General features: G+C 60.7%; 18 protein-coding genes and 2 pseudogenes. 8 read left to right on the top strand and 12 right to left on the bottom strand.

Annotated features, from left to right (window positions below):
- Nucleotides 1-12: 12 nt before the first annotated feature.
- From FQ182_RS18205 to FQ182_RS18195, 3 genes are all read right to left on the bottom strand, one after another.
- Complete coding sequence (locus tag FQ182_RS18205) at nt 13-2,361, bottom strand: FdhF/YdeP family oxidoreductase (RefSeq protein ID WP_149413860.1); 2,349 nt, start codon at nt 2,359-2,361, stop codon at nt 13-15.
- Nucleotides 2,358-3,197: a formate dehydrogenase accessory sulfurtransferase FdhD gene (fdhD, locus tag FQ182_RS18200; RefSeq protein WP_149413859.1), complete on the bottom strand. Its 840-nt coding sequence runs from the start codon at nt 3,195-3,197 to the stop codon at nt 2,358-2,360. The genes FQ182_RS18205 and fdhD overlap by 4 nt, the downstream gene beginning before the upstream one ends.
- A 93-nt stretch (nt 3,198-3,290) precedes the next feature.
- Complete coding sequence (locus FQ182_RS18195) at nt 3,291-4,178, bottom strand: LysR family transcriptional regulator (RefSeq protein ID WP_149413858.1); 888 nt, start codon at nt 4,176-4,178, stop codon at nt 3,291-3,293.
- Nucleotides 4,179-4,310: 132 nt separating this feature from the next.
- Here FQ182_RS18195 and lysM point away from each other — a divergent pair, with 132 nt between their 5' ends.
- Together lysM and FQ182_RS30375 are read left to right on the top strand one after the other, a co-directional pair.
- Nucleotides 4,311-4,751: a peptidoglycan-binding protein LysM gene (lysM, locus tag FQ182_RS18190; RefSeq protein ID WP_149413857.1), complete on the top strand. Its 441-nt coding sequence runs from the start codon at nt 4,311-4,313 to the stop codon at nt 4,749-4,751.
- Between the two features lie 23 nt (nt 4,752-4,774).
- Nucleotides 4,775-4,864: pseudogene (locus tag FQ182_RS30375) on the top strand (outer membrane lipoprotein carrier protein LolA); the annotation flags it as partial.
- On the opposite strand, the gene yrfG reads toward FQ182_RS30375, so the two are convergent.
- Complete coding sequence (gene yrfG, locus FQ182_RS18180) at nt 4,863-5,525, bottom strand: GMP/IMP nucleotidase (protein ID WP_149413856.1); 663 nt, start codon at nt 5,523-5,525, stop codon at nt 4,863-4,865. The pseudogene FQ182_RS30375 and the gene yrfG sit on opposite strands and share 2 nt — an antisense overlap.
- An 87-nt stretch (nt 5,526-5,612) precedes the next feature.
- Here yrfG and nudE point away from each other — a divergent pair, with 87 nt between their 5' ends.
- Nucleotides 5,613-6,179, top strand: a complete 567-nt coding sequence (gene nudE, locus FQ182_RS18175; RefSeq protein WP_149413855.1) for an ADP compounds hydrolase NudE — start codon at nt 5,613-5,615, stop codon at nt 6,177-6,179.
- A complete protein-coding gene (gene cysQ, locus FQ182_RS18170) occupies nt 6,176-7,012 on the top strand; it encodes a 3'(2'),5'-bisphosphate nucleotidase CysQ (RefSeq protein ID WP_149413854.1) in 837 nt (278 codons plus the stop codon). Before nudE ends, cysQ begins: the two co-directional genes overlap by 4 nt.
- A gap of 130 nt (nt 7,013-7,142) precedes the next feature.
- On the opposite strand, the gene FQ182_RS18165 is transcribed toward cysQ, so the two are convergent.
- From FQ182_RS18165 to rfbB, 7 genes are read right to left on the bottom strand one after another with little or no spacing between them, the layout of a single operon-like run.
- Nucleotides 7,143-7,598, bottom strand: a complete 456-nt coding sequence (locus FQ182_RS18165) for a thioesterase domain-containing protein (RefSeq protein WP_149413853.1) — start codon at nt 7,596-7,598, stop codon at nt 7,143-7,145.
- 24 nt (nt 7,599-7,622) lie between these two features.
- Nucleotides 7,623-9,005, bottom strand: a complete 1,383-nt coding sequence (locus FQ182_RS18160; protein WP_149413852.1) for a sigma-54 dependent transcriptional regulator — start codon at nt 9,003-9,005, stop codon at nt 7,623-7,625.
- Entirely contained in the window at nt 9,002-10,810 is a 1,809-nt protein-coding gene (locus FQ182_RS18155; protein WP_149413851.1) for an ATP-binding protein, read from the bottom strand. The genes FQ182_RS18160 and FQ182_RS18155 overlap by 4 nt, the downstream gene beginning before the upstream one ends.
- Nucleotides 10,811-10,846: 36 nt before the next feature.
- Entirely contained in the window at nt 10,847-11,728 is an 882-nt protein-coding gene (rfbD, locus tag FQ182_RS18150; RefSeq protein ID WP_149413850.1) for a dTDP-4-dehydrorhamnose reductase, read from the bottom strand.
- Nucleotides 11,725-12,270 (bottom strand): dTDP-4-dehydrorhamnose 3,5-epimerase, encoded by a 546-nt coding sequence (rfbC, locus tag FQ182_RS18145; RefSeq protein WP_149413849.1) that lies wholly within the window; start codon nt 12,268-12,270, stop codon nt 11,725-11,727. The genes rfbD and rfbC overlap by 4 nt, the downstream gene beginning before the upstream one ends.
- Nucleotides 12,267-13,142, bottom strand: a complete 876-nt coding sequence (gene rfbA, locus FQ182_RS18140) for a glucose-1-phosphate thymidylyltransferase RfbA (RefSeq protein WP_149413848.1) — start codon at nt 13,140-13,142, stop codon at nt 12,267-12,269. The genes rfbC and rfbA overlap by 4 nt, the downstream gene beginning before the upstream one ends.
- Nucleotides 13,139-14,221: a dTDP-glucose 4,6-dehydratase gene (gene rfbB, locus FQ182_RS18135; protein ID WP_149413847.1), complete on the bottom strand. Its 1,083-nt coding sequence runs from the start codon at nt 14,219-14,221 to the stop codon at nt 13,139-13,141. Before rfbB ends, rfbA begins: the two co-directional genes overlap by 4 nt.
- A 166-nt stretch (nt 14,222-14,387) precedes the next feature.
- Here rfbB and FQ182_RS18130 point away from each other — a divergent pair, with 166 nt between their 5' ends.
- From FQ182_RS18130 to FQ182_RS18115, 4 genes are all read left to right on the top strand, one after another.
- Nucleotides 14,388-17,297 (top strand): aminotransferase, encoded by a 2,910-nt coding sequence (locus FQ182_RS18130; RefSeq protein ID WP_149413846.1) that lies wholly within the window; start codon nt 14,388-14,390, stop codon nt 17,295-17,297.
- 206 nt (nt 17,298-17,503) lie between these two features.
- Nucleotides 17,504-18,382, top strand: coding sequence for an N-carbamoylputrescine amidase (aguB, locus tag FQ182_RS18125; protein ID WP_149413845.1), 879 nt, complete (start codon nt 17,504-17,506; stop codon nt 18,380-18,382).
- 5 nt (nt 18,383-18,387) lie between these two features.
- A complete protein-coding gene (aguA, locus tag FQ182_RS18120) occupies nt 18,388-19,494 on the top strand; it encodes an agmatine deiminase (protein WP_149413844.1) in 1,107 nt (368 codons plus the stop codon).
- A 242-nt stretch (nt 19,495-19,736) separates the two neighbouring features.
- Nucleotides 19,737-19,949: a hypothetical protein gene (locus FQ182_RS18115; protein WP_149413843.1), complete on the top strand. Its 213-nt coding sequence runs from the start codon at nt 19,737-19,739 to the stop codon at nt 19,947-19,949.
- Between the two features lie 71 nt (nt 19,950-20,020).
- On the opposite strand, the pseudogene FQ182_RS18110 reads toward FQ182_RS18115, so the two are convergent.
- Nucleotides 20,021-21,773, bottom strand: a pseudogene (locus tag FQ182_RS18110) (TonB-dependent receptor).
- Nucleotides 21,774-22,354 lie beyond the last annotated feature (581 nt).

Raw genomic sequence — 22,354 nt, 5'->3', positions numbered from 1 at the left:
TGCCATATTGCATTAGGCGGATTTGGCCATGATCAATCCTGTCGCACTGGCCGCTTCCAATCGAATCGCCACAAACTTCGACGTCGGCGTATGGCTGCCATCCCCGGTGCTTTCCAGCGGCACCAGCGGGTTTACTTCCGGGTAGTAAGCCGCCGCCTGCCCAGCGGGAATATCAAATGCCAGCAGGGTGAAACCCTTGACCCGACGTTCACGACCGTCATCCCAGATCGACACGATATCGGCCTTCTGCCCTGGCTTGAATCCCAGGCGGATGATATCGGCTTCGTTGACGAACAGCACGTCACGCTGGCCCTTCACTCCACGATAACGGTCATCAAGGCCATAGATAGTGGTGTTGTACTGATCGTGGGAGCGCATCGACTGCATGATCAGGTCCGGCAACTGCCCGGTGGCGCGGGTGCGTTCGTGCACCAGGTCCTTGGGCAGGATGTTCGCGCGAAAGTTGGCGCGACCTGATGGCGTGTTCCAGCGACGGGCGCCGGCGCTGTTGCCCAGGTAGAAGCCGCCTGGGTTTTTCACTCGCTCGTTGAAGTCCTTGAAGCCAGGGATGGTGTCGGCAATCAGGTCGCGGATGCGGCTGTAATCGGCCACCAGCCAGTTCCAGTCCACCGGTTTGCTGCCCAGGGTAGCGGCGGCGATACCGGCGAGAATCGCCGGCTCCGAGCGCATCTGTTTGGACAGCGGCTGCAACTGGCCGTTGGAGGCGTGGACCATGCTGAACGAGTCTTCCACCGTCACCGCCTGCGGGCCATCGGCCTGGATGTCGATGTCGGTGCGGCCGTAGCACGGCAGGATCAGCGCTTCCTTACCGTGAGCCAGGTGGCTGCGGTTGAGTTTGGTACTGATCTGCACGGTCAGGTTGCAATTGCTCAGGGCCTGGAAGGTGCGCGGACTGTCTGGCGTTGCTTGAGCGAAGTTGCCGCCCAGGCCGATAAATACTTTGGAGCGACCGTCGAGCATGGCGTGAATTGCTTCCACCACGTTGTGGCCGCTTTCACGGGGAACCTTGAACTGGAAGCGCCGTTCCAGGGAATCGAGGAACGCCACCGGTGGCCGTTCGTTGATGCCCATGGTGCGGTCGCCCTGCACGTTGCTGTGGCCGCGCACCGGGCACAGGCCCGCGCCTGGGCGGCCAATGTTGCCGCGCAGCATCATCAGGTTGGCGATTTCCTGGATGGTCGGCACCGAGTGGCGATGCTGGGTGATGCCCATGGCCCAGCACATGATCACCTTCTTGCCTTTGGCGTACATGCGCGCCGCTTGCTCGATCTCCACCAGGGTCAGGCCGGATTGCTCGACGATTTCCTCCCAGGAGGTATCGTCGATGCGCCCCAGGTATTCGAGGATGTTGGCCGTGTGTTCGTTGAGGAAGTCGTGGTCGAATACCGCTTCCTTGCCTTCGGCCTGGGCCTGGCGCTCCCACAGCAGCAGGAACTTGGCCATGCCTCGCAGGATCGCCATGTCGCCGCCCAGCGCCGGACGGAAATACGCGGTGTTGGTCGGCTTGTCGCCGTTGGTGAGCATTTCCAGCGGGTGTTGTGGGTTTTGGAAACGTTCCAGGCCGCGCTCTTTGAGCGGGTTGATGCACACTACCTGGGCGCCGCGCTTCACCGCTTCACGCAGCGGCTCCAGCATCCGCGGATGGTTGGTGCCAGGATTCTGGCCGAGGACGAAAATTGCATCGGCATGTTCGAAGTCGTCGAAGGTCACAGTGCCTTTACCGACGCCCACACTTTGCGCCAGGGCCACACCGCTGGCCTCGTGGCACATGTTCGAACAATCCGGGAAGTTGTTGGTGCCATAGGCGCGCACGAACAGCTGGTACAAATAAGCTGCCTCGTTGCTGGCCCGGCCTGAGGTGTAGAACTCGGCCATGTCCGGGCTTGGCAGCGCCTGCAGGTGCTTGCCGATCAGGTCGAAGGCCGATTCCCAACTGATGGGCTTGTAACGGTCGGTCTCGGCGTCATAGCTCATCGGCTCGGTCAGGCGGCCCTGATATTCCAGCCAGTAGTCACTTTGCTCCAGCAGCGAGCTGATGCTGTGTTTGGCGAAGAACGCGCTGTCGACCCGGCGCTTGGTGGCCTCCCAGTTGACCGCCTTGGCGCCGTTTTCGCAGAATTTGACCATGCCGCTATCCGGCGAGTCACCCCAGGCGCAGCCAGGGCAGTCGAAGCCGCCGTTCTGGTTGGTCTTGAGCATCATGCGCAGGTTTTTCAGCGCGTTGTCACTGGTCAACCAGGCCTGTGCCACGCTGATCAATGCGCCCCAGCCGCCGGCCGGGCCTTTGTAAGGCTTGTAGCGCGGGGTTGGGGTTTGGTCGGCTTGATGATGAGTGCTCACGCTTGATTCTCCATCGCAGGGCTGTAGACCCGCGGCGCACTTTTCTGCGGCAGGTGGATGAGATTGAGGTTGTGCCGGCGGGCCCATTGCAGGGCCAGGCCGGTGGGCGACGATAGGCTGACCAGGGTCTGGATGCCGGCGCGCAGGACTTTCTGGATCAGTTCGAGGCTGCAACGACTGGTGACAATAGCCACGCCGCCGACGGTCGAGATGTTCTGGCGGATCAGCGCGCCGATCAGCTTATCCAGCGCGTTATGCCGGCCGATGTCCTCACGACCCAGCAGCAATTCGCCCTGGCCGTTCATGAACACCGCCGCATGCACCGCGCCGCTGTATTGGCCCAGGGGCTGGAAGGCGCTGATGCGCTGGCGCAGCCCGTCGAGCCATGCGGCAGGCGGCAAGGGCGCGCCGGGCAGCACCTTAAGGTCTGGCAGCGCCTGCTCCACCGCTTCCACGCCACACAGGCCGCAGCCGCTGGTACCGGCCAGTTGCCGGCGTTGCTGCTTGAGGTTCCAGAAGGCGCGGCTGGAGATCTGTACCTGGGCGTACTGGGCCGAGCCTGCACCGCTGAGTTTCAGGTCATAAATATCGCTGACGTCGGCAATGATGCCGCTACCGAGGCTGAAGCCAACAATAAAGTCTTCAAGGTCGGTGGGCGTAACCAGCATGACCGCCTGGCTGATGTCGTTGTAGGCAATCGCCAGCGCGACTTCCTCGGCCAAGGCGGTGCTGGCTGATTCGGTATGTTCGAGATTGCTGTATTGATAGCTCTGGCTGGCGGCGGGCGCTGGTATTTCGAGAGCGGGCGCCGCGCAGGCTTGGCGCTTGGCGTTCATGGGTCATACCTGCGGACTGTTCAGTACTAAGACTAGGCGCGACAAAGAGTCGCGTCTAATCGTCAGTACTGATCTACCGATAGATGACGTCGATCAGGGTTCCAGCAGCGATTTCTGGTAAAGCGCGAAACAGGCTTCCGCCAGGGCGGAGCGTGGGGCGCTGCGGCGCATGATCAGGCCCAGGTTCGCCAGGGTCTGGGCATTTTCAATGGGTTGCAGGCGCAGGTGTTCAGTCAAGGCGTCCAGGCCTCCGTCCAGTGGCATCACCGCGCAACACAGGCCACCGTGTACCGCTTGCAGCAACTGATGGACAGCATCGGTTTGCAGCAACGGTTGTGGCGTGAGGCCACGGCTGTGGAAGTTGTGGTCTATGGATTGGCGAAAATGCATGCCGCTGGTGAGCATGCCCAGGGGCAATTCGATCAGCGATTCCCAGCTCAGGGGTTTTTCACCGAAGCTGAAGAAACGCTGGTCGTAAAGCAGGCCCATGCGTGTTTCGCCCAAGGCCAGGGAGTCGAAGCGTTCGCTGTCCAGGCGTTCCAGGTACGACACGCCGAGGTCCAGGCGATTGCTCGCCAAGTGTTCGAGGATCTGTTCCGAACTCAAGGCCGACAGTTCAAAGCGCAGGCTGGGGTGTTGCTTGTGCAGCTGTTGCATCAGGGCCAAGGGATCGAAACTCGACAATGGCACCACGCCCAGGCGTAGCGTGCCTACCAGGTTGCCACGGCAGGCAGCCGCTTCGGCCTGCAAGCCGTCATAGGCCGCCAGCACTGTGCGCGCCCAGGCCAGCACGCGCTCACCGGGGGCGGTAAAGCCTTCGAAGCGCTGGCCGCGATTGACCAGTGGCAGCTGTAACTCTTCTTCCAGGCTGCGCAGGCGCATCGACAACGTGGGCTGGGTAATGTGGCAGCGCGCGGCCGCCTGACCGAAGTGACGAGTTTCGTCGAGGGCGATGAGGAATTTCAGTTGTTTGATGTCCATCTTCGCTCCAGTGCTTATTCCAATGGCTGGGGGATTCTAGCGCGTTTGGGTCATTGGTCGGACTGGAACCAAGGTCTGTAAGACTGGTCTAGTCTTGGGCATCTGGAAATCAAAACCCAAGGAGAGCGCACCATGAGTATTTTTAGCTTTGTTAAAGAAGCAGGCGAGAAGTTGATTGATCTGTTGACGCCGGGTAATGCGAACGCGAGTGAGCAGTTGAAAGACCACGTCGCCAAAGTTGGTCTGGGGAGTCCGAATGTGCAGACCACGGTTGATGGCGACAAGGTGTCCGTAACGGGTGAAGTCGCCAGTCAGGAAGAAAAAGAAAAGATCCTGTTGGCGCTGGGTAATATTGCCGGTGTGGCCAGTGTGGATGACCAGATCACCGTTTCTGGTCCTGTGGTTGCAGCCGCCGCTTTTGTTGTAGTGAAGAAGGGCGACACCCTGAGCGCGATCTCCAAGACCGTTTACGGTGACGCCAACCTGTACAACAAGATTTTTGAGGCCAACAAGCCGCTGTTGTCTCATCCGGACAAAATCTATCCTGGGCAGACGCTGCGTATTCCTGAGTAAGCAGTACCCCTGTAGGAGCGAGCTTGCTCGCGAAGGTCGTCAACGATAACGCGGGAAGCCTGACGCCCCGCGTCGTTCTCGGGTTTTTCGCGAGCAAGCTCGCTCCTACAGTTACAGTCCGACAATCAACTCCCGATAATCCCCCACCGCCGCAAACTCCGCCGTGTCTTTAGGCCCCTTCCGGCTGTCCGGCTCTTTCACCGCCAGCAAATACCCCACGCCAAAATCCCGAGCGCTGCGCAAGATCGGCAAAGTGTCGTCGATAAACAGGCTACGGGCCGGGTCGAAGGCGATGTCTGCTTGCAGGGCATCCCAGAACTGCGGGTTTTCCTTGGCGAAACCATAGTCATGGGAGCTGATCAGCCGTTCGAAATACGGCGCCAGCTCAATGCGTTCCAGTTTCAGCGACAGTGAGTCGCGGTGGGCGTTGGTGATCAGGATCACGCGTTTTCCGGCCTGTTTGATCGCTGCCAGAAAGGTGTCGGCATCCGGGCGCAGCGCGATCAGATGGGCGGTTTCCAGTTTGAGTTCGCGCACCGGAATGTTCAGCTCGGCGCTCCAGAAGTCCAGGCAATACCATTGCAACTGACCAGCGTTACGCTCGAACAACGGCTGCAGCTCCATCTCGGCTATGGCCCGGCTCACGCCATGCAGGTCGGCATAGCGCTGGGGCAGGTGCTCCATCCAGAAATGGTTGTCAAAATGCAGGTCCAGCAAGGTGCCGTCCATGTCCAGCAGGACGGTGTCGATGGCGTGCCAGGGCAATGGGGGCATGGAAAGCTCTCATGTAAGTAAAGACATCCGACACAGACAATCGGAAAAGCCACGGTATAGTAACCCGATCACGCCAAGGAGCCGCTTATGCGCCAGAAACCCACCGTCCTCGCCCGCGAAATCGTCGCCAGCAGCCGTTTGTTCCGGGTGGAGGAAGTGCAATTGCGCTTTTCCAATGGCGTGGAACGTACCTACGAGCGCCTGGTGGGCAAAGGCGCTGGGTATGGCGCGGTGATGATCGTGGCGATGATCGATTCTGACCATGCGCTGTTGATCGAAGAGTACTGCGGTGGCACCGACGAGTACGAATTGTCCTTGCCCAAGGGCCTGATCGAGCCGGGTGAAGACGTATTGGCAGCGGCGGACCGGGAGCTTAAGGAAGAAGCAGGTTTCGGCGCCCGTCAGTTGGAACACCTGACAGAACTGTCGCTGTCCCCCGGCTACATGAGCCAGAAAATCCAGGTAGTGCTGGCCACTGACCTGTATGAAGAGCGCCTGGAAGGCGACGAACCCGAGCCGATGCGCGTGGACCGGGTTAACCTGCGCGAGCTCTCACAGTTGGCGCAAAACGAGCAGTTCAGCGAAGGCCGTGCCCTGGCCGCGCTCTATCTGGTGCGAGACCTGTTGACCCAACGAGGAGCGTTCCAGCCATGAGCGAACTGTCCCTGGGTCACCCGCTTATTGCTCCTGTGATTGAATTGGCCCGCCAGGCGGGCGAAGTGATCCTGCCGTATTGGCGTGCCGATGTAGCCGTGACCAACAAGTCCGATGATTCACCGGTGACCGCCGCTGATCTGGCCGCTCACCATCTGATTCTCGCTGGGCTGACCGCGCTGGACCCGAGCATTCCAGTGCTCTCGGAGGAAGACGCCGACATCGACCAGAGCGTGCGTGCCGGTTGGCAGCGCTGGTGGCTGGTGGACCCGTTGGATGGCACCAAGGAGTTCATCAGCGGCAGTGAAGAATTTACCGTCAATATCGCCTTGATCGAACAAGGCCGGGTGGTGTTTGGCGTGGTGTCGATTCCCACCAGCGGCCGTTGTTATTTCGGCGGTGCCCGCCTTGGGGCCTGGCGCTCTGATGTGAATGAAGCGCCCAAGCAGATTCAGGTGCGCCAGATGCCTGCGGCGGGTGAGGCGTTTACCGTGGTTGCCAGCCGCCGCCATTCCAGTCCCGAGCAAGAGCGCTTGCTGGCTGGATTGAGCGAAGGACTGGGGGAGTTGAAGCTGGCCAATATCGGCAGCTCGCTGAAGTTTTGCCTGTTGGCCGAAGGCTCCGCCGATTGCTACCCGCGCCTGGCACCGACCTCGCAATGGGATACCGCTGCCGCCCAGGGCGTGCTGGAGGGGGCGGGTGGTGAAGTGCTGGAGTTGAATGGCCAGCCGTTCAGTTATCCAGCGCGGGAATCGCTACTGAACCCGTTTTTTTTGGCGTTGCCGGCGAAGGCCGCGTGGCGCGAGCGGCTGTTGACCCTGGCTAGCCTGTAGCGAGGGGGACGCCTAGTTCGTGCTCGCGAAAAGCCCGAGGGTGCCGCGTTACCCACAAGCACGCGTTATCGTTGACGTCCATCGCGAGCAAGCTTGCTCCTACAAGCGCCGTTGTGTGGCAAGCCTGCGTTTAGCGGTGAAGGACATATTGGCCAGTGAAGGCGACGGCACGCTCTTCACTGCCGTCATTCACAATCCACGTCTGCAGCGCCAATCGCGCCCGCCCATACCGCCGATACGTCGCCACAAAGCGCTTCCACACCTTTTCCTCCGGCGCTTGGCAAATCACCGTCGCATCCCGAGTGACGGGCAACGGATAACTGATCTGCCCTTCCTGAATCACGATGTGTCCGTCCTCGATCCCTTCCTCACGCAATTGCAGGTGCAGCCAACCCCAGCCCGCCAGCACGGCACCGCAGTAGAGACTGCCGCCGAACATGGTGCTTTTGTGGTTGATGTTGGCTTGTAACGGCAAGTGCAGTTGCAGTTGCCGGCCCTGCCAGCCGAGCACCTTGAGGCCCATCTCCCGCGTAAGGGGAATGTCGTGGTGGAGGATCGATTCCAGGTAACGGCTATCGCGACTCATGGGTGCCTCTTGGCAAAGTGAAGGTTATTCGTCGTCCGCACTGCTGTTGCCGCTGTCGGCGAAGCTCAGCCCGTGCTTGCGCAGTTTGTCGTGCAGGGTTTTGCGCGGCACGCCAAGGGCCTCGGCGAGGCTGCGCATGGAACTGTGGGGACGGGCCAGTTCGGCGGTAATCAGGCTTTTCTCGAAGTGTTCGACTTGCTCACTCAGGCCACCGGCCGTCATCGCAATGCCCGCCGCCGGACCGTCCGGCGTATTGTCCAGCGCCAGTTCCAGGCCCAAGGCGAAGCGTTCGGCGGCATTTTGCAGCTCCCGTACATTGCCCGGCCAACTGTGGCGCAGCAGCAAGGCGCGCTGGCCCGGTTGCAACTCATGCAGCGGCAGGCCATGGCGAGTGCTGGCCTCGTCGGCGAAGTGCTGGAATAGCATTAACGCATCTTCGCCGCGCTCGCGCAGGGGCGGAATGCGCAGCGACGCGACGTTGAGGCGATAGTACAAGTCGGCCCGAAAGCGCCCCTGATCGGCCGAATGGCGCAGGTCTTCCTTGGTGGCGGCGATGATGCGGATATCCAGCGGGATTAGTTGATTGCCCCCCAGGCGCTCCACCACCCGTTCCTGCAACAGCCGCAGCAGTTTGACCTGCACGTCCAGGCTCATGCTTTCGATTTCATCGAGAAATAGCGTGCCACCATTGGCAAATTCGAACTTGCCGATTCGTCGTTTTTGCGCACCAGTAAATGCGCCTGGTTCATGACCAAACAACTCACTTTCCACCACCGACTCGGCCAGGGCTCCGGCGTTGATCGCTACAAACGGACCGGCACGGCGGTTCGACAGATCGTGCAGGGCGCGGGCTACCACTTCCTTGCCGGCGCCGGTTTCGCCAAGGATCAGCACGTCGGCCTTGGTCGCCGCCAGCGCCCCGATCTGTTCGCGCAGGCGCAGCATCGGTGCCGATTGCCCGACCAGTCGCGTGCTCAGTTGCTGGCGATCGCTCAGGGCCAGGCGCAGGCTGCGGTTGTCCAGCACCAGCCGGCGCAAGGCCAGGGCGCGGCGCACGCTGTCGAGCAGGGCGTCGCTGGCGAAGGGTTTTTCGAGGAAATCGTAGGCGCCGGCACGCATGGCCTGGACCGCCAGCGGCACGTCGCCGTGGCCGGTGATCAGCAGCACCGGCAACTCAGGGTCCTGGCCGTGAAGTTCGGCCAGCAGCTCAAGACCGTCCATGCCTGGCATGCGGATATCACTGACCACCACTCCCGGCCAATCTCGGGACAAGCGCGAGGTCAGGCCCGTGGCTTCGCCAAGGGGCAGGACTTTCAGCCCGGCCAGGTCCAGGGTCTGGCACAGGGCCTGACGCAGGTGCGGATCATCGTCGATCAACACCACCTGAATCTGGTTATCGATACTCATACACTGCGGTCCTCGGACGGTTGCAAACTGACGCCCGGTGCTCCGGCGCGCAGTTTCAAGGTTAACAGTGCGCCACCTTCGCGGTGGTTGGCGAACAGCAGTTCACCGCCAAAGGCGCGCATCAGCGTGTCACAGATCGCCAGGCCCAACCCCAGGCCCTGGGTGCGGGTCTTGGTGGTGTAGAAAGGCTCGCTGGCGCGGCCCAGGGCTTCCATGCAGAACCCCGGGCCGTTGTCGCGAATGTACAGGTTGACGCCCTGGTCGGTGGATTGGGCACTCAACCACAATTTTCGCGGCGGGCCTTTTTCGGTTAGCGCATCGAGGGCGTTGGCCAGCAGGTTGCCCAGCACCTGGCGCAGCCGCGTTTCCCCGGCCTCCACCCACAAGGTCGCCTCCGGCAAGTCGCGGATCAACTCGACTTCCATGGCTCGTCTGCGTTTGGCTAGCAGCGCCAGGGCGTCGTCCAGGGCCGGTTGCAGGGCCACGCTTTCTGGCGCATGGCGGTCACGCCGAGCAAAGGCACGCAGATGGGCAATGATCGAGGCCATGCGCCCGGTCAGTTCACTGATCAGCTTGAGGTTACCTCGGGCGTCGTCGGTGCGCTGGTGATCGAGGAGAATTTCGGCGTTTTCCGCATAGCTGCGAATGGCCGCCAGCGGCTGGTTGAGTTCATGGCTGATGCTCGCCGACATGGTGCCCAGCGCTGACAGTTTGCCGGCCTGCACCAGGTCATCCTGGGCGCGCACCAGCTTCTGCTGCGCGTGCTCACGCTCCAGCACTTCCTGTTTGAGCCGTCGGTTGAGACCTTCCAGGTCGCTGGTGCGCTCGATCACGCGCATTTCCAGTTCGCGGCGGGCCTTGGCTTCGAAGGCGATGCGTTCCAGGTAGTGGCGACGGCGCTGCATCATCAGGCCGAGCAAGAGCATCAGCACCAGCAACGCCGCGCCCCCGACCGCAACGACAGTACGCACCGGGCGGTCGATCAACGTGCGTGGGGCGAGGATTTCAACGTTCCAGCCGGTTTCGGCGATTGCCGTGGATTGCCGCAGCCAGGCATTGGGATTGAGGTTCAGTGGCTGCGGGTCACGGGTAGGGTAGGGCTGGATGGCTATGATGGCTTGGCGCTCCGCATCGGTCAGCGGCCGGGTAGCACGAAAGCGCCATTGTGGGCGCGAGGTGAGAATCACCACGCCGTTGTGGTCGGTCACCAGCAATTGCTCCGGGGTCTTGCCCCAGAGGCTTTCGGTGTGGTCCAGGTCGACCTTGACCACCAGCACGCCGATGATGGTTTCACCGTCGCGCACAGCAGCAGCGAAGAAGTAGCCGCGCTTGGCCGAGGTGGTGCCCAGGCCGAAGAAACGGCCCAGGCGCCCGGCCATGGCTTCGCTGAAGTAGGGGCGAAAGGAGAAGTTGCGACCGACGAAGCTGTCTTGCTTGTCCCAGTTTGACGCGGCCAGGGTCTTGCCGGTGGTGTCCATCAGGTACATCACTTCCACCCCGGCCTGGGCGGCGACGTCCTTGAGCAGCAGGTTGGCGCTGACCAGGTTGGTGCTGACGTGGGGCGCGTCGAGGGCAGTACGCAGGGCTGGCAAGTCGCCAAGGATCTGCGGTAACACTTCGTAGCGGTGCAGGGTGCCCAGCAGGTTGGCGACGTACAGGTCGAGGGTCTGACGGTTCTGCCCGGCCAATTCGCTACGATAGTAGCGCTCGGCCAAGTGCTCCAGCGGCCACAGTAGCGGCGCCAGGCATAGCGCCAGCAAGGCCAGGCTACGCCAGCGGGGTCTTCGCGCAAGGGGTGGGGTCATGGGAGTCGGGCGCCTGGAGGTACAGGCGCATTATGCCTAGTGCTGCCCGGCAAGACACTCGCGCAATGCGTCGTGCCATTGTGGTTGCGAGACTTGCCATTGTTGCTGTAGACGGCTGCAATCGAGGCGCGAGTTCAAGGGGCGCTTTGCCGGCGTTGGATAGGCGCTGGAGGGAATTGCTTCCAGCTCGGCGCAGGCCTTGCCTTCGGCCAGCAATTGCTCACCAATGGCCTGGGCAAAACCGAACCAGGAGGTCTCGCCCTTGGCGGTCAGGTGATAGGTGCCCCATTTGCCTGCCTGGCCTGCCTGCCAGCGCTCGATCAAGGCGCGGGTGCTGTTGGCGATGCTCCCGGCCCAGGTCGGCGCGCCGATCTGGTCGGCGACGATGCGCATATGCGGCTTTTCCTGTAGCAGGCGTTGCATGGTCAACAGGAAATTCTTGCCGTGGGTCGAGTAGACCCAGCTGGTGCGCAGGATCAGGTGTTCACCGCCCACGGCCGCGATGGCCTGCTCGCCGGCCAACTTGCTCTTGCCGTAGACGCCGAGCGGGTTTGGCGCGTCGTCTTCGGTATAGGGCGCAGTTTTGCTGCCGTCGAATACGTAGTCGGTGGAGTAGTGGATCAGCGGGATGCCCAGGGCCTTGGCCTCTTCGGCGAAGATGCCTGGCGCCGTGGCGTTGATCGCGAAGGCGACATCCGGCTCGTTTTCGGCCTGGTCGACGGCGGTATGGGCTGCGGCGTTAATAATTAACCCAGGGCGATGGGCGCGCACCTGTTGGCGAATTTGCTCGGGGTGCGTCAGGTCGATCTGGTCGCGGCCCAGAATCACCAATTCGCCCAGGCCCTTGAGCCGCTGTTGCAGCTCTTGGGAAACCTGGCCGTGTTGGCCGCTGATGAGGATTTTCAGGGGCGTGCTCATGGGAACAGATCAGCCTCTTGGAGGCTTTTGCCGTTCTGGTCCTTGGCGGACAGCTGTGGCGGTTCCGTCAGTTCCCAATCAATGGCCAGCGTCGCGTCATTCCAGAGAATGCTGCGCTCGGCGCTGGGCTGGTAGTAGTCGGTGGTTTTGTAGAGGAACTCGGCGAATTCACTCAATACCACGAAACCATGGGCAAAACCTTCTGGTACCCACAGCTGGCGATGGTTCTGTGCTGACAGGCGCACGCCGACCCACTGCCCGAAGTTGGGCGAACTGCGGCGAATGTCGACGGCCACGTCCAGCACTTCTCCGGCGGTGACGCGCACCAGTTTGCCCTGGGTGTGTTCGAGCTGGTAATGCAGGCCGCGCAACACGCCTTTTTGCGAGCGCGAGTGGTTATCCTGGACGAAGTCGCGTTTCAGCCCGGAGGCCTCTTCGAAGGCCCGGGAGTTGAAGCTTTCGTAGAAGAAGCCGCGTTCATCACCAAACACCTTAGGTTCGATGATCAGCACTCCAGGCAATGTCGTCTCAGTGACTTTCATTGCGCTTCCCTGGCAATCATGAACAGGTATTGGCCGTAGCCGGTCTTGCCAAAATATTTGGCCCGTTCCAGCAAATGATCACGATCAATCCAGCCATTTTGGTAAGCAATCTCTTCCAGGCACGCGACCTTCAGCCCTTGACGGTGCTCAATGGTCTGCACATAGGTTGACGCTTCCAACAGGCTGTCATGGGTGCCGGTATCGAGCCAGGCGAATCCACGCCCAAAGCGCTCGACATGCAGGTCGCCGCGCTTGAGGTAAGCATTGTTGACGTCGGTGATTTCCAGCTCGCCGCGCGGCGACGGCTTGACCGCCTTGGCGATCTTGATCACGTCGTTATCGTAGAAATACAGGCCGGTCACCGCATAGCTCGATTTGGGCTTGGCCGGTTTTTCTTCGATGGACAGGGCGCGCCCCTCACTGTCGAAGTCGATCACTCCGAAGCGTTCCGGGTCCTTGACCCAGTAGCCAAACACGGTGGCGCCGGATGGGCGTTCAGCAGCGGTGCGTAGTTGGTCGCCGAAATGTTGGCCGTGGAAGATGTTATCGCCCAGGATCAGGCACACCGGGTCTTCGCCGATAAACTCCTCGCCAATCAGGAATGCCTGGGCCAGGCCATCGGGAGAGGGTTGTTCGGCATAGGTAAAGCGCACGCCGAATTGGCTGCCATCTCCCAGCAGGTTGCGGTATTGCGGCAGATCCACCGGAGTGGAAATCACCAGGATATCCTTGATCCCGGCGAGCATCAGCACCGAGATCGGGTAGTAGATCATCGGCTTGTCGTACACCGGCAACAGTTGCTTGGAAACGCCCAGGGTAATGGGGTGCAAACGGGTACCGGAGCCACCGGCCAATACGATTCCCTTCATCATGCAATCAGGTCCTTCATGTTGGTGGAGCCAAGTCGTTGACCTTGATAACTGCCGTCCTGGACCCTGCGGCACCATTCCAGGTTATCGAGGTACCACTGCACGGTTTTGCGCAGGCCGGTTTCAAAGGTTTCTTCAGGCACCCAGCCCAGTTCTCGCTCGATCTTGCTGGCGTCGATGGCGTAGCGCTGGTCGTGGCCTGGGCGATCCTTGACGAAGGTGATCAGGTCGGTGAATTGCGCAACGCCGGCTGGGCGCTGTGGCGCCAGCTCTTCCAGCAGGGCGCAGATGCTGCGGACCACGTCGATATTCTTCTGCTCGTTGTGGCCGCCGATGTTGTAGGTCTCGCCTACGACGCCTTCGGTGACGACTTTAAGCAGCGCGCGGGCGTGATCTTCGACAAACAGCCAGTCGCGCACTTGCAGGCCATCGCCGTACACCGGCAGCGGCTTGCCGGCCAGGGCATTGAGGATCACCAGCGGGATCAGCTTCTCGGGGAAATGGAACGGCCCGTAATTGTTCGAACAGTTGGTCAGCAGCACCGGCAGGCCATAGGTGCGCTGCCAGGCGCGCACCAGGTGGTCGGACGCGGCCTTGCTGGCGGAGTACGGCGAGCTTGGCGCGTAAGGCGTGGTCTCGGTGAACAGGTCATCGACGCCGTGCAGGTCGCCATATACCTCATCGGTGGAAATGTGGTGGAAGCGCAAGGCGCTTTTTTCAGGCTCCGCCAGCGTCTGCCAATAGGCGCGGGTGGCCTCCAGCAGGCTGTAGGTGCCGACGATATTGGTCTGGATGAAATCCGAAGGGCCGTCGATGGAGCGGTCGACATGGGATTCGGCCGCCAGGTGCATGATCGCCTGGGGTTCGAAGCGCGCCAAGACTGCGCTGACGGCGGCCTGGTCGATGATATCTGCCTGGACGAACTCATAGCGGGTATTGGTCGCGATGCTGGTCAGCGACTCAAGATTGCCGGCGTAGGTCAGTTTGTCGAGGTTGAGCACTTCATGCTCAGTATGTTGAATCAGGTGCCGGACCAGAGCCGAACCGATAAACCCGGCCCCGCCGGTAATGAGAATGCGCATGTCGGAGGCCCTTTTCCTTAGACGGACATTAAGCGAATGGAGCATAGCTTGTGTTCTGGAGCAGGGCGGTGCAAGGGTTTGCGGTCAGATTGATCGCTTGGGGGTTGCTTAACACCCACCAACAGTGGCGATATAAGGCCTGATAAAAACACCAAGGGGTCGTCACATGCTGCTCGCCACGTTGATTCACCGCGCCAGTCTGCCGTGCCCACAGGTCGGTCCTGAGCAGGCGTTGCAATGGCTTGAGCAGCATTACGGCCTCACCGGCACGTTGCAGTCGCTGGGCAGCCAGCAAGACCTCAACTACCGGGTCGACAGTGATCGTGGTCGGTTTGTCCTGAAAATCTGTCGGGGCGACTATGCCGCTGTTGAGTTGCAGGCGCAGCACGCTGCCCTCCAGCACCTGCAGGAACATGCGGATGTGCGGGTGCCGAGGGTGATTGCGGCCCTCAATGGCGAAGAGTTGCTGACGGAAACAGTCGCCGGGCAAACCGTGCGCCTGCGGCTGCTGGACTATATCGACGGCCAGCCACTGACCCATCTGCCTCATCTGGGCCGTGACGTGATCGCTGGTTTTGGCCAGCTTTGCGGGCGCATGAGCCAGGCGTTGGCCAGCTTCGAGCATCCGGGCCTTGCACGCACCCTGCAATGGGACCCGCGCCATGCCCATGAACTGATTACCTATCTGTTGTTGACCCTGGAAAACCTGCCGCAGCGTGCGGCCCTTGAGCAAGTGGCAGAGCAGGTTGAGCGGCGGGTGGGGCCCTTGGCCGATGGTCTGCCCCAGCAAGCGGTGCACATGGATATCACCGATGACAATGTGGTCTGGCATCGGGATGGGCAGCGCCACTGGCAGATCCAGGGTGTCATCGATTTCGGCGATCTGGTGCGCACCTGGCGCATCGCCGACTTGTCGGTGACGTGCGCCGCATTGCTGCATCACGCCGAGGGTGATCCGTTTGCCATCCTGCCGGCGATTCACGCCTGTCATGCCATCACCCCCTTGCAGCCGCAAGAGTTGCAGGTGCTATGGCCGCTGATCGTTGCCCGCGCGGCGGTGCTGGTGCTCAGCAGTGAACAGCAGCAGCGCCTCGATCCGCAGAACCAGTACCTGCTGAAGAATGCCAAGCATGAGTGGGAGATTTTCCACGTTGCCACGTCCGTGCCTTTTGAACTGATGGATGCAGCGATCCTGACCTGCGTCGGTGGCGCCTTGCCGCCCATTGCCAGTGAGGGCTTCGTGCCGTTGTTGCCGGGGTTAGTGGGGCGCGAGTTCGCGCTGATTGACCTGGGCGTACTCAGCCCGCATTTCGAGGCGGGCAACTGGGAGCTGCCCGGTATTGATCGGCGACTGTTGCATGAGGCCGCGGTGGCTCATGGGCTGGCGGGCAGTCGTTATGGTCAATATCGGCTGTCCCGAACCTGTGCTGACAGTTCTGCTGAGCCAGACACCTTTGCGATCCACGTAGAGCTATGGGTGCCAGACGGCACCACCGTGGAATCACCGTTCGCTGGCACCCTGCACTATGCCGCCGATGGCAGGCTGTCGCTGCACAGCGCTCAATTGACTGTTTGGCTGTGGGGCGTGAAAGCCTTACTGCAGCCTGGCGCAGCGGTGCTCAAGGGCCAGGTGCTCGGTGAGGCCGGTGGACCGTTGACGGTGCAAGTGTGCCGCGCCGATCTTGAGGCGCCGCTGTTCTGCTCACCGTCACGGGCGCAGGCGTGGCAGGCGTTGTGCCCTTCGCCAGCGGCGCTGCTGGGGCTGGCCTGTGACGCCGAGCCGGAGCTGGACTCCGACGCCTTGCTGGCCCGGCGCGACGCCAGTTTCGCTCGTTCGCAGAAGCATTATTACGTCGACCCGCCGCGTATCGAGCGCGGCTGGCGCAATCATCTGATCGACATGCAGGGCCGTTCCTACCTGGACATGCTTAATAACGTCGCAGTGCTGGGCCATGGTCATCCGCGCATGGCGCAAGTGGCGGCGCGGCAATGGTCGCTGCTCAACACCAATTCACGCTTTCATTACGCAGCGATTGCCGAGTTTTCCGAGCGTTTGCTGGCGCTGGCGCCGGACTCCATGGACCGGGTATTTCTGGTCAACAGCGGCACCGAAGCCAATGACCTGGCGATCCGCCTGGCTTGGGCCTACAGCGGCGGGCGCGACATGCTCAGCGTGCTGGAGGCTTATCACGGCTGGTCGGTGGCCGCCGATGCGGTGTCCACCTCGATTGCCGACAACCCCCTGGCCCTGAGCAGCCGCCCGGACTGGGTGCACCCGGTGACCGCGCCGAACACTTATCGCGGCGAGTTTCGCGGCCAGGACAGCGCACCAGACTACGTGCGCAGCGTCGAACACAACCTGGCGAAAATCGCCGCGCAGAAGCGTCAACTGGCGGGCTTTATTTGCGAGCCGGTGTACGGCAATGCTGGCGGGATATCGCTGCCGCCGGGCTATCTGCAACAGGTATATGCCCTGGTCCGCGCCCAGGGCGGCGTGTGTATCGCCGATGAAGTGCAGGTGGGCTACGGGCGTATGGGCCATTTCTTCTGGGGGTTTGAAGAACAGGGTGTGGTCCCGGACATCATCACCATGGCCAAGGGCATGGGCAACGGCCAACCTTTGGGCGCGGTGATCACCCGACGGGAAATCGCTGAGGCGCTGGAGGCCGAGGGATACTTCTTTTCTTCCTCGGGCGGCAGTCCGGTCAGTTGTCGGATTGGCATGGCGGTGCTGGATGTCATGGAAGAAGAACAGCTGTGGGAAAACGCCCAGGTGGTGGGAGGGCATTTCAAGGCGCGGTTGGAAGCGTTGACTGAGCACCATCCCTTGGTGGGTGCGGTGCATGGTTCCGGGTTCTACTTGGGGCTGGAGTTGGTGCGTGATCGGCAGACCCTGGAGCCGGCCACCGAAGAAACCGCGTTGCTGTGTGATCGGTTGCGGGAGCTGGGGATATTCATGCAGCCAACCGGGGATTATCTGAACATCCTCAAAATCAAGCCGCCGATGGTCACCTCCAGGCGTAGTGTGGATTTCTTTGTCGACATGCTGTCGAAGGTGTTGGATGAGGGGTTGTAAGGAGGTTTTTTATCTACATAACTCGATTTTTATCTGGTTTTTAAGCATTTATTTCGATGAGTGGATCTTCGGGTACTTTAAAAGCCGATTTTTATCCGCTATAAAGTCGCCCATGTCCCCGACGCTATACACTGGCGTCCAGCGTTCCCTTTTCTGTCATCGATCACTGCCACCCTGATCACTGACCACCGCCCAGGAGATGATTCATGAGCCGTATCGTTACCGTCGCCGCTACCCAGATGGCCTGTTCCTGGGACCTTGAAGCCAACATCGAGACCGCTGAAAAGCTGGTCCGTGAGGCCGCAGCCAAAGGCGCGCAGATCATCCTGATTCAGGAACTGTTCGAGAGCCCGTACTTCTGCCAGAAGCCCAACCCGGATTACCTGCAACTGGCGACCACTGTTGAAGACAACGTCGCCATCAAGCACTTCCAGAAAATCGCCAAGGAGTTGCAGGTGGTTTTGCCCATCAGCTTCTTCGAGCTGGCCGGCCGTGCGCGTTTCAACAGCATCGCGATCATCGACGCTGATGGCTCCAACCTCGGCATTTATCGTAAAAGCCACATCCCGGATGGCCCTGGCTACCACGAAAAGTACTACTTCAACCCCGGCGACACTGGTTTCAAAGTGTGGAACACCCGTTACGCAAAAATCGGCGTGGGTATCTGCTGGGATCAGTGGTTCCCGGAATGCGCCCGCAGCATGGCGTTGCAAGGCGCGGAAATCCTGTTCTACCCGACCGCCATCGGCAGCGAGCCACATGACAAGAGCATCTCGTCCCGCGATCACTGGCAACGCGTGCAACAAGGCCATGCCGGCGCGAACCTGATGCCGCTGATCGCCAGCAACCGCATTGGCAACGAAGAGCAGGACGGCTACGACATCGACTTCTACGGCTCGTCGTTTATCGCCAACCAGTTCGGCGAAAAAGTTGAAGAACTCAACGAGACCGAAGAAGGCATCCTGGTGCACAGCTTTGACCTCGACGAGCTGGAGCACATCCGCAGTGCCTGGGGTTCGTTCCGTGACCGTCGTCCGAACCTGTACGGCGCGTTGAAAACCCTCGACGGTTCCCTGGAGTCCTGACCGCCATGACCACTTTGCACAGCACACCTCGCGCTGACGGCTTCTACATGCCGGCCGAGTGGGCGACCCAGACCCAAGCGTGGATGATCTGGCCCGAGCGCCCGGACAACTGGCGCCTGGGCGGCAAGCCGGCGCAGGCTGCCCACGTAGCTGTGGCCAAGGCCATCGCCCGCTTTGAGCCGGTAACCGTGGCGGTCTCGGCTGGCCAGTACGAGAACGCCCGTGCCCGTTTGGACGTGCCGAATATTCGCCTGGTGGAAATGTCCAGCGACGACGCCTGGGTACGTGATACCGGGCCGACCTTCGTGATCAATAACAGCGGTGAAGTCCGTGGTGTGAACTGGGACTTCAACGCCTGGGGCGGTTTTGATGGTGGCCTGTATTCACCGTGGAACCGTGACTCCCAGGTCGGCGGCAAGATCCTTGAGATCGAGCGCAGCCCGCGTTACCGCACCGAAGGCTTTGTGCTGGAAGGCGGCTCGATTCACGTCGACGGCGAAGGCACCCTGATCACCACCGAAGAATGCCTGCTTAACCACAACCGCAATCCGCACCTCGACCGTGCGCAAATCGAAGCGGTGCTCAGCGCCAACCTGGCTGTGGATAAGATCATCTGGCTGCCGGATGGCCTGTTCAACGACGAAACCGACGGCCATGTGGATAACTTCTGCTGCTACGTGCGCCCAGGTGAAGTATTGCTGGCCTGGACCGACGACCCGCAAGACCCGAACTACGTGCGCTGCCACGCCGCACTGGACGTGTTGCAAAGCAGCACCGATGCCCAGGGCCGCTCGTTCACCGTGCATAAAATGCCAATTCCTGGCCCGCTGTATGCGACCGAGGAAGAGTGCGCCGGTGTCGATCCCGTAGACGGCACCCAGGAGCGTAATCCGACCGTGCGGTTGGCCGGTTCCTACGTCAACTTCCTGATCGTCAATGGCGGCATCATCGCGCCGAGTTTCGACGACCCGCTGGACAGTCGCGCACGGGAAATCCTTCAGAGCCTGTTCCCACAGCATGAAGTAGTGATGGTGCCGGGCCGCGAGCTGTTACTGGGGGGTGGCAATATCCATTGCCTGACTCAACAGCAGCCGGCACCGCACAAAATCTGAGTGCAGTTGTAACAGCCGATTTCCCCAGGAAGCGACTGTCAGCCGGGACGTTGTCCTGGCGATTGCAGCAAGCCCATAGCCCGTCAAGGCCGTGGGCTTTTTTGTGTCTGAGCGGCGACAAACTGCGGGTATTGGCATAGCCCTTGTGTCTGTTTTATGACGGTTATCAAGGTGGTGACTGCACGGTTCTGTCATAAACCTTGAGTAAGTTGACCGCTTACGCAGTAGGAGAGAACGCTGGAATGAACGCCGAAATCAACACGATCTACACGCGCACCTCCCATCCCTTGATGGTGGATGGCAACGCGATTCAGGCGCTGGCACTTTGGTTGAAGGCAAACGGCGCGCGGCAGATCAGGACGCCTGATCCACGCCGGGTTATGAGTGAGCGATATCCGGTGGGGCTGTTGAGCGAGGATGAGTTGCAGGTGTTGTGTGAGTTGATGAAAGACTGAATAACAGATCCAGATCTGCACTGACCTTGTGGCGAGAGGCAAGCCCCCTAGCCACAAAAGTGCAGCAGTGCCTAGAAGCTGTATGTTCCTGTCACTACCAGGTTACGCGGATCGCCCGGCTGAATCTGGAACGCACTGGTCGCCGACGCGTAGTACGTCTTGTCGCTGATGTTGTTCAGCGCCGCCCTTACATCCCATTCCTTCTGCCGGAATCCGGCCAGTGCGTCCCAGCGCCCGTAACCCGGCAGCACTACCGTATTGGCGTTGTCGGCATAACGATCGCCGACCAACGTCAGCCCGGTTTCCGCGTACCAGCCCATCTCGGGCTTCCAGGTGACGAACAGGCTGGCGTTACGCTTGGCCACGTCGCTGATGCGCTTGCCTTCAAAGCCGTTGTTGTCCTTCTCGACCTTGGCATCCTGCAGCCCGACACCACCGCGCACATACCAATTACCGACGATCTTCCCGGTCGCGGTCAGCTCTACACCGCGAGAGCGTTGCAGGCCGCTGAGCAGGGTGATAGTCGGGTCCAGAGGGTCGCGAGTGCGGCGGTTGTACAGTTCCAGCTCGTACGCGGCCAGGGTGGTGCTCAGGCGATCGTCGAACCAGTCGCTCTTGACGCCGACTTCCTTCTGCTTGGTCAGCTCCGGGCTCAGGTCGTTGGCGTTGCCGGCAGCGTTGGGGGTAATGCCGATCAAGCCGCCACCGGTAGGCGAGAAAGTCTTGCTCCAGGAGGCGTAGAACGAATGGTTTTCCAGCGGCGTCCAGACCAGGCCCACGCGCGGGCTGGTGTTGTGGCTGTCGACCTTTTGCCGCGTGTTGGCCACTTTGCTGGTGGTATCCACTTCAAAGCGGTCGTAACGCAAACCTGCCAGCAGTTGCCACTGATCGTTCAGGCGCAGTTGGTCTTGGACATACAGGCCCTGGCTTTCGACTTCGGTGTGGTTGTTGCTGAAAATCGTCATGGGGCCGGTGTGGCTCAGGTCGCGATTGGGCTGGTTCAAGTCAAGCCCGGGCACCGCCTGGCCGCCGCTGTACAGCTTGGGATCACGGCGCTGGCTGCCCAGCTCCACGCCGGTCAGCAGGCGGTGCTCCAGGCCGAAGGTGCTGAAGCCGCCTTCCAGTTCGACGTTGTTGAAGATGTTGCGGGTGGTCAGGTCCTGCTGCCAGCGCTGGCGCGTAACTTTGTTGGTCGACGCGGTGTAACCGGTCAGGTAGGTGTTGTCGAAATCGCTGTCGAGCTTGAACACGCCGAGGGTGTGGCGCAGTTGCCAGCTGTCGTTGAGTTCGTAGGCAAGTTTGGAGCGCAGGGACTGGGACGTGTCGTCGATATAGTCGTGATTGTCGCCATGGCGTGACCGACCTGGGGCAGTTTGCTCACCCGGTTGACGATGCCCCCCTGGCCGCCGCGCCCTTGAGCACTTCGATGCGCTCGATGTTGTGCAAGTCGCGCACGTATTGGCTGTCGTCGCGGATACCGTCCAGGTAGAAGTCACTGCTGGCCTCGAAGCCACGGATACGCAGGCTGTCAAAACGGGTATCGGCGCCGCTGCTGACGTTGGGGATGCCGCTCAGTGCCTGGCCCAGGTCATTGGTGCCGTAGGCGCGCAGGTTTTCGGTCTTTACCGAATCAATGGCCTGGGGCACGTAGCGCACGAGCGTGGCGGTGCGGGTGGCGGTGGTGGTTTCTTTGATGCGCGGATCGTCTTCGTCAGCTTCGGCGCTGATGGAGGTTTCGGGCAGAATGGTCGCAGCGCAGGCAAATCCGGCGGACAGCAATACGCAAAGCCCAATGGTTATGGGCGTCAGGCGAGGGGCAGGCATCAGGGAGTGCATCCGAAAAGAAGGGTAGGAAATAGCGCCTTAATGATAATGCTTGCTATTTGCCTGCGTTATTAATTCTTGTGTAGGCTCTCTCGGCAATATGTTACAGAATGTGTTTTACGTGGATATTTTGTCGCACCGGGCAATTTCCTTGAGAGACAGCTGGATGTTCACTCAATGAGCTGCAAATGCGCCTGCCTCATGCGAGAGATGGCTAAATAACACTACTTAGATTTTTTTTGCCTAAATACAGACGATTCACGAAATTGACATGCAGTTAAAGGCGCGGCTAGGATTCGTCCCAACGCCTGTGGCTAACCGCCATGACTTCCCAATAATAAAAGGCCCGCGGCATGTTCAGTCGTCCGCGGGCCTTTTTTTATCCGTGATAAGCCGACACCAAAAGAGCTACACGGAGCCTGGTATCACAGCGCGTACTCAACCAGTAATAAGGAGGGCGGTTGCAGGAGCTGAGTGCAACACGGTCATTGAATTGAAGCTGGAGCATCATGCCGCATAGCCATGGCCTTCTGCATCACCTCGCCCATAACTTCGATTGGGCATTTGAAGTCGAAGCGCTT

Source organism: Pseudomonas sp. ANT_H4, assembly GCF_008369295.1.
Taxonomy (GTDB): domain Bacteria; phylum Pseudomonadota; class Gammaproteobacteria; order Pseudomonadales; family Pseudomonadaceae; genus Aquipseudomonas.
The sequence above is the reverse complement of the archived record's forward strand: the minus strand, read 5'-3'. Positions and strand labels throughout refer to the sequence as shown.